Source organism: Variovorax sp. YR752 (assembly GCF_943372545.1).
The window spans coordinates 1-9364 of sequence record NZ_CALRZC010000286.1 but is presented as its reverse complement, the minus strand read 5'-3'; the positions used below and the strand labels follow the sequence as shown (position 1 = coordinate 9364).

The window sequence follows — 9364 nt, the reverse complement described above, 5'->3', positions numbered from 1 at the left end:
AAGCTCGCCACAGCCCGCCCCTCGGCGTTGCGCTCCTTGTGCGTGCGGACGCACGCACGGCGTCACGCGCCTTGATGGGCGGGCTGTGGCGAGCTTCGCGACCCCTTGCATGGTGTGGGCAGGCCCCACTCAGCCGCGAAGCCAGGGCCGGGGGCCGCCCATGACGTGCACATGGAGATGGTGAACCTCCTGTCCGCCTTCGGCGCCGGTGTTCACGACGACGCGGTAGCCGCCCTCCGGATAGGGCCTGCAGCCCTGCTCCAGCGCCAGCTGGGGGGCCAGCGTCATGATCTTGCCCATGAGCGCCGAATCCTCAGGCGTGAGCTGCGCCATCGAGGCGATGTGTTTCTTCGGCACCAGCATGAAATGCACCGGCGCCCAGGGCGAGATGTCGTGAAAGCCGAACAGGTCGTCGTCTTCGTAGACCTTGCGCGACGGGATCTTGCCTTCGACGATTTTGCAGAAGACGCAGTTCGGATCAGATGACATCTTTGGGTTCCATGGGACGGCTGTCGTTCATGCGGATCATGCCTTTCACGATCCGGTAGAGGAACCACAGCGAAATCAGGCTCCAGGCGATCCAGCCCGGCACGAACAGCAGCAGCCAGAGCCACGAGGTGACGATGTACAGCAGGCCGGCCCACAGCACCGAGCGGATGCGCCAGCTGAAGTGCGAGGCCTGCCAGGTGCCGGCCGCATCGTCGCGCTTCACGAAGTCGATCAGCAGCGCGATGAGCAGCAGCAGCACGGAGGCCTGCGCGCCCGGCACGACCGCGCCGATGGCCACGATCAGGTGCAGCACGTAGCTGACCCAGCCCCAGGTCTTGAGGGAGTCGTCGGGTTCCACGTTCACGATGTCATTGGCCATGGTCGATGCCCTTTCAATCGATCATTCAGTCGTTGGAAGCTTCGCGGGCCTGCACCTTGCGCAGGGCTTTTTCCTCGATGCCGCTGGTGCCCTCGCGGCGCTCGAGCTCCGCGACAACGTCGGCTGGCGAGAAACCGTAGTGGGCCAGCGCCACCATGGTGTGGAACCACAGGTCGGCCACTTCGTTCACTATTTTCGAGCGGTCGCCGCCGTGGTCGGCGTCCTTGGCGGCCATCACGACCTCGGTGGCTTCCTCGCCGATCTTCTTGAGGAAGGCGTCCGGGCCCTTGTGCAGCAGCCGGGCGACGTAGCTCTTCTCGGGGTCGCCGCCGTTCGCGGGCAGGCGGCTCTCGAGCACCGCGGCCAGGCGGGCGAGTGCGTCGGAGGTGTTGGGGGCGTCGTTCACTGTGGCGGTCATTTGTAGATCGACTCCGGGTCTTTCAAGACCGGTTCGACCACGGTCCACTGGCCCTTTTCGTACTTGCTGAAGAAGCAGCTGTGGCGGCCGGTGTGGCAGGCAATGCCGGGCTCGTGGCCGAGCTGGGTCACCTTGAGCAGCACCACGTCGTTGTCGCAGTCGAGGCGGATCTCGTGCACGGTCTGCACGTGGCCCGACTCCTCGCCCTTGAACCACAGCTTGTTGCGCGAGCGGCTGAAATACACCGCGCGGCCCAACTCGGCGGTCTTTTCGAGCGCCTCGCGGTTCATCCACGCGAACATGAGCACGTCGTTCGTGCCTTGTTCCTGGGCGATCACGGGCACCAACCCGTTCGCGTCCCACTTCACTTCATCAAGCCAATTCATGGGGATATTGTCGAGGATAGGAAAGACCCTTTGGACGCGTCTCAGGCGTCGATGCGCACGGGAATCCCGCGCTCGGCCATGCGGGCCTTGGCCTCGCCCACGGTGTGTTCGCCGTAGTGGAAGATGCTCGCGGCCAGCACCGCGTCGGCGCCGCCCTTCTGGATGCCGTCGGCCAGGTCGTCGAGGCTGCCGACGCCGCCCGAGGCGATCACCGGCACGTTGACCGCGTCGCTCACGGCGCGCGTCAGTGCGAGGTCGAAGCCGCTCTTGGTGCCGTCGCGGTCCATGCTCGTGAGCAGGATCTCGCCCGCGCCGCGGCGCGCCATCTCGATCGCCCACTGCACCACGTCGAGGCCGGTGTTCTTGCGCCCGCCGTGGCTGTAGACGTCCCAGCCCGCGCCGCGCGTGGCGGCGTCTTCGGGGCTGCGGCGCTTGGCGTCGATGGCGACCACGATGCACTGCGAGCCGTACTTCTGGGCCGCGTCGCTGATCACCTGCGGATCGGCGATGGCGGCCGAGTTGAAGCTGGTCTTGTCGGCGCCCGCGTTGAGCAGCCGGCGCACGTCGGCCACGGTGCGCACGCCGCCGCCCACGGTCAGCGGAATGAAGACCTGCGAGGCCACCGCTTCGATGATCGGCAGGATGAGGTCGCGACCGTCGCTGGTGGCCGTGATGTCCAAAAAGGTGAGTTCGTCGGCGCCCTGCGCGTTGTAGCGCGCGGCGATCTCGACCGGGTCGCCGGCATCGCGCAGCTCGAGAAAGTTGACGCCCTTGACGACACGGCCGCCGGTGACGTCGAGGCAGGGAATGATGCGTTTGGCAAGCATGGGGTGGTGAACAAGGGAGAAATCGGTCGGTCAGAGAACGCGGAGCTGTTGCCAGCCCTGCCATTGGGCGCCGGGGGCCAGCACGACGGGTTCGTCGATGCGGGCCGCTTCGACGCAGAGCATGTGGCGGAAGCCCTCTGCGGGCATGTCCGCAAGTGTCGCACCGAGCACGGCGCCGGGGTTCCAGACCACGGTTTCGGTGCAGCTGGCGCTCTGGGTAATTTCGAGCGTGCCGCCGGGCTGCACCAGCCGCAGCGGCTGCGCCGGGGCGGTGTAGACGCTGTCGAACTCGGTGTCGAACTGCAGCGCGGCGGCCGTTTCGGTCTGGCGCACATCGCGCACGGCGTCCCAGCGCGGCGCGCCCTGCAGGCCTTCGAGGCGCGCCGTGGCGATGTCGTCCACGCGCAGGTAGGTGTGCAGCGCGGCCGAGAACGGCCAGGGCGCATCGCCGGTGTTGGTCAGGGTGAGCGCGGTGCGCAGCTGGCCGGCCGCGAGCGTGGCGTCCAGCCGCGCCTCGAAGGCATGCGGCCAGAGGCGGCGGGTGGCTTCGTTGTCGCGCAGCACGAGCCGCAGCGTGTCGGCCGCACCCGATTCCTCGCGAATCCAAGGCAGATTGCGCATGAAGCCATGCTTGGGGAGCATGCCGCGCTGGTTGAACTGGGGGCAGCACAGGGGAATGCCGCCGCGGATGGCTGTTTGGCCGTCAAAAACGGCTTTCGGACTCAGATACAGTCGCTCCCCACCGCGGGCCGGGGCCCAGGAAAGCACCTGGGCGCCATGCAGCGCGACCGTCAGGGTGCTGCCATCGGCCGCCTCGGCGTGCAACGCCGGCTGGCCTCGAAACTCGATCGAGCGGATGTCCATGTGAGGAATTGTAGGCAGCCGCCGCATCCTGACAGCGGGCCATTGCGTGCCTGCGCCTTTCTTGGATACCCTGTGCCGGGTCGGTCCCGTGCACTCGAAAAGAACCACTCTCACACGACTCAAGGGGATACGCATGAAGAAAAAGCTGCCGATGGCCGCCTGGATCCTGATGGCCATGGTGCTCGGCATCATCGTTGGCTACATGATCTTCACGAGCTTTCCGGACAAGAAGGCCGCCAAGGAGGTCGCCGACTACGTCTCCATCATCTCCGACGTCTTCCTGCGCCTCATCAAGATGCTGATCGGCCCGCTGGTGTTCTCCACGCTGGTGGTGGGCATCGCACACATGGGCGACGCCAAGTCGGTCGGCCGCGTGTTCGGCAAGGCGATCGGCTGGTTCCTCACCGCGTCGCTGATCTCGCTCGTGATCGGCCTGGTCATGGCCAACGTGCTCAAGCCCGGCGAGAACCTGGGCCTGCCGCTGCCCGACATCGGCGCCTCGGCCAACCTGGCGACCAACAAATTCACCTTCAAGGACTTCGTGAGCCACACGGTGCCCAAGTCGTTCGCGGAAGCCATGGCCAACAACGAGATCCTGCAGATCGTGGTGTTCTCGATGTTCTTCGGCGTGGCGCTGGCTTCGCTCGGCGACAAGGCCAAGACGCTGGTGGCCGCCATCGAGGAGCTGTCGCACGCGATGCTCAAGATCACGGGCTACGTCATGAAGCTCGCGCCGCTGGCGGTGCTGGCCGCCATGGCCGCCACCGTGGCGGTGAACGGACTGGGCATCCTGATCAAGTTCGCGGTGTTCATGCGCGACTTCTACCTGGGCCTGTTCGTGCTGTGGGGCGTGCTCATCATGGCCGGCCTGCTGTTCCTCGGGCCGCGCGTGTTCAAGCTGCTGGTGCTCATCAAGGAAGCGTTCCTGCTGTCGTTCGCCACCGCGAGCTCCGAGGCCGCGTATCCGAAGATCCTGCAGGCGCTCGACCGTTTCGGCGTGAAGCGCAAGATCTCCAGCTTCGTGATGCCGATGGGCTACTCGTTCAACCTCGACGGCTCGATGATGTACTGCACCTTCGCCGTGCTGTTTATCGCGCAGGCCTACGACATCCACATGCCGATCAGCACGCAGATCACGATGCTGCTGATCCTGATGCTCACCTCCAAGGGCATGGCCGGCGTGCCGCGCGCCTCGCTGGTGGTGATTGCCGCCACGCTGAACCACTTCGACATTCCCGAGGCCGGCCTGCTGCTGATCCTGGGCGTCGACACCTTCCTGGACATGGGCCGCTCGGCCACCAACGCGGTGGGCAACTCGATTGCCACCGCCGTGGTCGCGAAGTGGGAGGGCGAGCTGCTCTCCGAGAGCGAGGCCGAGGTCAACGCCAAGGCGCTCGACGAGGAAGCCGCAGCCACCCTCGCCCACCCGGCGCACGCGTGAGGCACGCGGCCATGCAACGCCCTGTCCGCCTGCTCGCCGCCTGGGTCCTGTCGCTGCTGGCAATCGCAGCGCAGGCCCAGGAGCAGGCGCCCACCGTGCTCAGCGGCACGCTGGCCAAGGTGCGTGCGAGCGGCACCATCGCCATCGGCCACCGCGAGGCCTCGGTGCCTTTCTCGTACCTCAACGCGCGCAAGGAGCCGATCGGTTATTCCATCGAGCTGTGCCGTGCGCTCGTCACGGCCATCGAGGACACAGTCAACAAGAGCCTGACGATCCAGTGGGTGCCCGTCACCTCCGACTCGCGCATCGACGCGGTCGTGAGCGGCCAGGTCGACCTCGAGTGCGGCTCCACCACCAGCAACCTCGAGCGCCAGAAGCGCGTGGCCTTCTCGCCGACGATGTTCGTCTCGGGCACCAAGGTGCTGGTGAAGAAGGGCGCGCCGATCCGGTCGTTCCGCGACCTGGCCGGCAAGAAGGTGGCGGTGACGGCCGGCACCACCAACGAGAAGACGCTGCGCGACCTGTCGCAGAAGTTCAAGCTCAACATCGAGCTGAAGGTGGCACGCGACCATGCCGAATCGTTCGCGCTCGTGAAGGACGGCCAGGCCGACGCCTTCGCCACCGACGACGTGCTGCTCTACGGCCTCATCGCGCGCGATGCCGCCAAGGCGCAGTACGAGGTGGTGGGCGACTTTCTCTCCTACGACCCCTACGCCGTCATGTACCGCAAGGGCGACGCGCAGCTCAATAAGGTGGTGATCGACACCTTCCAGGTGCTGGCGGAAGACGGCGAGATTCACCGGCAGTACAAGCGCTGGTTCATGCGCAAGCTGCCCTCGGGGGAAAGCCTCAACCTGCCGATGAGCGCGCAGCTGGAAACGATCATCCAGACGATGGCGGTGAAGGCCGAGTAGGCCTGCCGCCTGCCCTTCTTTACCGCGCCGGCCACTCCCAGCGCGGCATCTCGCTCATGTCGAGGTTCGCGATGCGGGTCTCGCCGAAGCGCTTTTCGAGCACCACCGGTTGCAGGCCGTCGCTGTCGTCCAGGGCGGCGATCAGGCGCGCCGCATGCGACACCACGATCACCTGCGACGCCCGCGCGGCCTGCGCGATGAGGCGGCCGAGCGCCGGCAGCAGGTCGGGATGCAGGCTGGTCTCGGGCTCGTTGAGCACCAGCAGCGCGGGCGGACGGGGCGTCAGCAGCGCCGCGATCCACAACAGGTAGCGCAGGGTGCCGTCCGAGAGTTCTGCCGCCGTCAGCGGGCGCAGCAGGCCGTGCTGGTGCATCAACGTCTCGAAGCGGTCGCCGTTCGCGTGCACCTCGATGCGGGCGCCCGGAAAGGCGTCGTCCACGGCGCTGTCGAGCGCCTCGCCGTCGCCGATCTCGCGGACGGTCTGCAGGGCAGCGGCCAGGTCGGCACCGTCGTTGGCGAGCACGGGCGTGTAGGTGCCCAGCTGCGGCTGGCGCGCGGGCGCCTCGGCGTCCGAGCGAAAGTGGTCGTAGAAGCGCCAGGAGCGCATCTGCTCGCGCAGCGTGAGCATCTCGGGCGCGTCGCGCGGGTCGGCGTGCTCGGTCATCATGCTGGCGAAGGCCGGGATCGGCCGGCCGACGGCCTGCCAGCCCTTGCCGTCACGCAGGCGCAGCGCGGCGCCCTTGCGGTCGACCAGATGCGTGGCGGGGCGCAGCAACGGGCCGCTCCAGATCGCCTCGTGCTTGATCTGCGGATCGCGCGAAAAGGCGGTCGATGGGATCGGCGGCGGTAGGCCGATGTCGATGGCGTAGCCGAAATCGTCGGCCTCGGCACCGGCGAAGCCCAGCTTCAGCGCCACCGGCTCGCTGCGGGTGGTGCCCTGCACCGGCATGTCGCCGCGCAGCATGGCGGCCGAGAAGCGCTCGGGCCCGGCCCACAAAGTCGATGAAAGCCCGCCCTCGCGCACCAGCGAGCGGATCACGCCGCCATTGGCGATGTCGGCCAGCAGCCGCATCGCGCGGTACACGCTCGACTTGCCGCTGCCGTTGGCACCGGTGACCACCGTGAGGCGGCCCAGCGGCACCGTCAGCTGGCGCAGCGAGCGGTAGTTGGCAATGGCGAGCGCGGAGAGCACGCGCTATGGCCTGTACAGGGGGAAAGGCGTCAGGCGCCGGCCAGCGCGTCCGCGCGCGCCTGGGCGGCGGCGAAGTCGAGGTCGCCCGAGTAGATGGCGCGACCGCAGATCACGCCCTCGACGCCCTCGGACTCGACCGCGCAGAGCTGGTCGATGTCGGCCATGTTCGACAGGCCGCCCGAAGCGATCACCGGGATGGTCAGCGCCTGCGCGAGCTTGACGGTGGCGTCGATGTTGATGCCCGAGAGCATGCCGTCGCGGCCGATGTCGGTGTAGATGATCGATTCGACCCCATAGTCTTCGAACTTCTTGCCCAGGTCGGCCACCTCGTGGCCCGTGAGCTTGCTCCAGCCGTCGGTGGCGACCTTGCCGTCCTTGGCATCGAGCCCCACGATGATGTGGCCGCCGAAGGCCACGCAGGCGTCCTTCAGGAAGCCCGGATTCTTGACCGCGGCGGTGCCGATGATCACGTAGCGCAGGCCGTCGTCGATGTAGCGCTCGATGGTGTCCAGGTCGCGGATGCCGCCGCCGAGCTGCACCGGGATGTCGTCGCCGACTTCCTTCAGGATCGCCTTGATGGCCGCGTGGTTCTGCGGCTTGCCGGCGAAGGCGCCATTCAGGTCGACCAGGTGCAGCCGGCGCGCGCCGGCCTGGACCCATTTGCGGGCCATGGCGGCGGGGTCTTCGCTGAAGACCGTGGATTGGTCCATGTCGCCCTGCTTGAGGCGAACACAGTGGCCGTCTTTGAGATCAATGGCGGGAATGAGGAGCATGGAAGTGGCGCGAGTGTGCGAAAGCCGGGCTGTGGAGGGTTCGGCCCGGTCGGGAAAAAAGGTTCAGGGATTCCAGTGGAGGAAGTTGCGATACAGCTGCAGCCCGTGGTCCGCACTCTTCTCCGGGTGGAACTGGGTGGCAAAAATGTTATCGCGTGCGATGGCTGCGGTAAAGCATGCCCCGTAATCCGCCTCGCCCACGCTGTGCCGGGCGTCGGCCGGGCGCGCGTAGAAGCTGTGCACGAAATAGAAGTAGCTCTGGTCGGGAATGCCCGCCCACACCGCGTGCGGCTGGGCCTGGCGCACCTGGTTCCAGCCCATCTGCGGCACCTTGAAGCGGCTGCCGTCGGGCTGCAGGCGACCGGCCAGGTCGAACTTGATGACCTCGCCGGGAATGAGCCCCAGGCCGTCGGTCGGGCCTTCGTCGCTGCGCGACAGCAGCATCTGCATGCCCACGCACACGCCGAAGAGCGGCTTGTTGGCCGCCGCTTCGAGCACCGACTCCTGCAGGCCCGAATCGCGCAGCTCGCGCATGCAGTCGGGCATGGCGCCCTGCCCCGGCAGCACCACGCGCGTGGCCTTGCGCACCACGTCGGGATCGGAGGTGACGAACACCTCGACGCCCACCTGGTCGGCCGCATGGCGCACGGCCTGCGACACGGAGTGCAGGTTGCCCATGCCGTAGTCGACGACGGCGACGGAATTGGCTGCTACAGATTTCATAGCTGTTCGCGAACGGAGGTCAGAGCGAGCCCTTGGTCGAGGGGATGACGCCGACGGAGCGCGGATCGAGCTCCAGCGCGCCGCGCATGGCGCGGGCGAAGGCCTTGAACACGGTTTCGCACTGGTGGTGCGCGTTCACGCCCTTCAGGTTGTCGATGTGCAGCGTGACGAAGGCGTGGTTCACGAAGCCCTGGAAGAACTCGTAGGTGAGCTGGCTGTCGAAGGTGCCGATCATCCCGCTGGTGAAGGGCACGTGCATCACGAGGCCCGGGCGGCCCGAGAAGTCGATGACCACGCGGCTCAGCGCTTCGTCCAGCGGCACGTAGGCATGGCCGTAGCGGCGAATGCCCTTCTTGTCGCCGATGGCCTGGGCCACGGCCTGGCCGAGCGTGATGCCCACGTCTTCCACCGTGTGGTGGCCGTCGATGTGCAGGTCGCCCTCGCAGTCGATGTCCAGGTCGATCAGCCCGTGGCGGGCAATCTGGTCGAGCATGTGATCAAAAAAGCCGATGCCCGTGGAGAGCTTGGCCTTGCCGGTGCCGTCGAGGTTGACGCTGACCGTGATCTTCGTCTCGGCGGTGTTGCGGGAGACCGTCGCGATGCGATCGGTGCTGCCCGGGGTCGTGGGGGTGGTCATAGTGAGGCTTCGAGCGCCGCCAGCATCTGCGCGTTCTCGTCGGCCGTTCCGACGGTGAGGCGCAGGCAGTTGGCGAGCAGTTCATGCATTTTAGAAACGTTCTTCACCAGCACCCCGCGGGCCTTCATGCCCTCGAAGGTACGGGTGGCATCGGGCACGCGCAGCAGGATCATGTTGGCGTCGCTGGGCCAGGTCTTCACGCCCGGCAGCCGGGCCAGCGCGGCCATGAGCTGGTCGCGCCCTTCGCGGATCTGGCGCGCCTGCGCTTCGAACACCGCGGCGTGCTCCAGCGCGAACAGCGCGGCTTCGCAGTTGAGCACG

General features: G+C 67.1%; 12 protein-coding genes and 1 pseudogene. 2 read left to right on the top strand and 11 right to left on the bottom strand.

Annotation, left to right across the window (positions count from 1 at the left end; translation table 11 throughout):
* Positions 1–129 precede the first annotated feature (129 nt).
* Genes AAG801_RS37275 through AAG801_RS37250 form a run of 6 tightly spaced genes read right to left on the bottom strand, consistent with a single transcriptional unit; the run spans position 130 to position 3363 of the window.
* Complete coding sequence (locus tag AAG801_RS37275) at positions 130–489, bottom strand: histidine triad nucleotide-binding protein (protein ID WP_341892948.1); 360 nt, start codon at positions 487–489, stop codon at positions 130–132.
* Positions 479–868 (bottom strand): hypothetical protein, encoded by a 390-nt coding sequence (locus tag AAG801_RS37270; protein ID WP_099795316.1) that lies wholly within the window; start codon positions 866–868, stop codon positions 479–481. The genes AAG801_RS37275 and AAG801_RS37270 overlap by 11 nt, the downstream gene beginning before the upstream one ends.
* 25 nt (positions 869–893) lie before the next feature.
* Positions 894–1286, bottom strand: coding sequence for a phosphoribosyl-ATP diphosphatase (locus AAG801_RS37265; RefSeq protein ID WP_341892947.1), 393 nt, complete (start codon positions 1284–1286; stop codon positions 894–896).
* Positions 1283–1672: a phosphoribosyl-AMP cyclohydrolase gene (hisI, locus tag AAG801_RS37260; RefSeq protein WP_056572729.1), complete on the bottom strand. Its 390-nt coding sequence runs from the start codon at positions 1670–1672 to the stop codon at positions 1283–1285. The genes AAG801_RS37265 and hisI overlap by 4 nt, the downstream gene beginning before the upstream one ends.
* Before the next feature lie 41 nt (positions 1673–1713).
* Complete coding sequence (gene hisF / locus AAG801_RS37255) at positions 1714–2499, bottom strand: imidazole glycerol phosphate synthase subunit HisF (RefSeq protein WP_101490993.1); 786 nt, start codon at positions 2497–2499, stop codon at positions 1714–1716.
* Between the two features lie 30 nt (positions 2500–2529).
* On the bottom strand, positions 2530–3363 hold the full coding sequence (locus AAG801_RS37250; protein ID WP_341892946.1) for a D-hexose-6-phosphate mutarotase: 834 nt from the start codon (positions 3361–3363) through the stop codon (positions 2530–2532).
* Between the two features lie 133 nt (positions 3364–3496).
* Between AAG801_RS37250 and AAG801_RS37245 the strand changes: the two genes are divergently transcribed.
* Positions 3497–4804 carry a dicarboxylate/amino acid:cation symporter gene (locus AAG801_RS37245; protein ID WP_341892945.1) on the top strand — a complete coding sequence of 436 codons (1308 nt, stop codon included), beginning with the start codon at positions 3497–3499 and terminating at the stop codon, positions 4802–4804.
* A gap of 11 nt (positions 4805–4815) precedes the next feature.
* Positions 4816–5718, top strand: a complete 903-nt coding sequence (locus AAG801_RS37240; RefSeq protein WP_341892944.1) for an amino acid ABC transporter substrate-binding protein — start codon at positions 4816–4818, stop codon at positions 5716–5718.
* A 19-nt stretch (positions 5719–5737) separates the two neighbouring features.
* Here the strand turns inward: AAG801_RS37240 and AAG801_RS37235 are convergent, their stop codons facing one another.
* The 5 genes and pseudogenes from AAG801_RS37235 to AAG801_RS37215 all read right to left on the bottom strand — a co-directional run.
* Positions 5738–6910: an AAA family ATPase gene (locus AAG801_RS37235; protein ID WP_341892943.1), complete on the bottom strand. Its 1173-nt coding sequence runs from the start codon at positions 6908–6910 to the stop codon at positions 5738–5740.
* 29 nt (positions 6911–6939) lie between these two features.
* Positions 6940–7683, bottom strand: coding sequence for a 1-(5-phosphoribosyl)-5-[(5-phosphoribosylamino)methylideneamino]imidazole-4-carboxamide isomerase (gene hisA, locus AAG801_RS37230; RefSeq protein WP_341892942.1), 744 nt, complete (start codon positions 7681–7683; stop codon positions 6940–6942).
* 63 nt (positions 7684–7746) lie between these two features.
* Positions 7747–8406 (bottom strand): imidazole glycerol phosphate synthase subunit HisH, encoded by a 660-nt coding sequence (gene hisH, locus AAG801_RS37225; protein WP_101490999.1) that lies wholly within the window; start codon positions 8404–8406, stop codon positions 7747–7749.
* 19 nt (positions 8407–8425) lie between these two features.
* Positions 8426–9043 (bottom strand): imidazoleglycerol-phosphate dehydratase HisB, encoded by a 618-nt coding sequence (hisB, locus tag AAG801_RS37220; RefSeq protein WP_056572744.1) that lies wholly within the window; start codon positions 9041–9043, stop codon positions 8426–8428.
* Positions 9040–9364 (bottom strand): annotated as a pseudogene (locus tag AAG801_RS37215) (histidinol-phosphate aminotransferase); the annotation flags it as partial. The gene hisB and the pseudogene AAG801_RS37215, both read right to left, overlap by 4 nt.

Bases quoted from the DNA above. Each gene is read 5' to 3' on its own strand.
- AAG801_RS37275 (WP_341892948.1), bottom strand. From the start codon at position 489: ATGTCATCTGATCCGAACTGCGTCTTCTGCAAAATCGTCGAAGGCAAG.
- AAG801_RS37270 (WP_099795316.1), bottom strand. From the start codon at position 868: ATGGCCAATGACATCGTGAACGTGGAACCCGACGACTCCCTCAAGACC.
- AAG801_RS37265 (WP_341892947.1), bottom strand. From the start codon at position 1,286: ATGACCGCCACAGTGAACGACGCCCCCAACACCTCCGACGCACTCGCC.
- hisI (WP_056572729.1), bottom strand. From the start codon at position 1,672: ATGAATTGGCTTGATGAAGTGAAGTGGGACGCGAACGGGTTGGTGCCC.
- hisF (WP_101490993.1), bottom strand. From the start codon at position 2,499: ATGCTTGCCAAACGCATCATTCCCTGCCTCGACGTCACCGGCGGCCGT.
- AAG801_RS37250 (WP_341892946.1), bottom strand. From the start codon at position 3,363: ATGGACATCCGCTCGATCGAGTTTCGAGGCCAGCCGGCGTTGCACGCC.
- AAG801_RS37245 (WP_341892945.1), top strand. From the start codon at position 3,497: ATGAAGAAAAAGCTGCCGATGGCCGCCTGGATCCTGATGGCCATGGTG.
- AAG801_RS37240 (WP_341892944.1), top strand. From the start codon at position 4,816: ATGCAACGCCCTGTCCGCCTGCTCGCCGCCTGGGTCCTGTCGCTGCTG.
- hisA (WP_341892942.1), bottom strand. From the start codon at position 7,683: ATGCTCCTCATTCCCGCCATTGATCTCAAAGACGGCCACTGTGTTCGC.
- hisH (WP_101490999.1), bottom strand. From the start codon at position 8,406: ATGAAATCTGTAGCAGCCAATTCCGTCGCCGTCGTCGACTACGGCATG.
- hisB (WP_056572744.1), bottom strand. From the start codon at position 9,043: ATGACCACCCCCACGACCCCGGGCAGCACCGATCGCATCGCGACGGTC.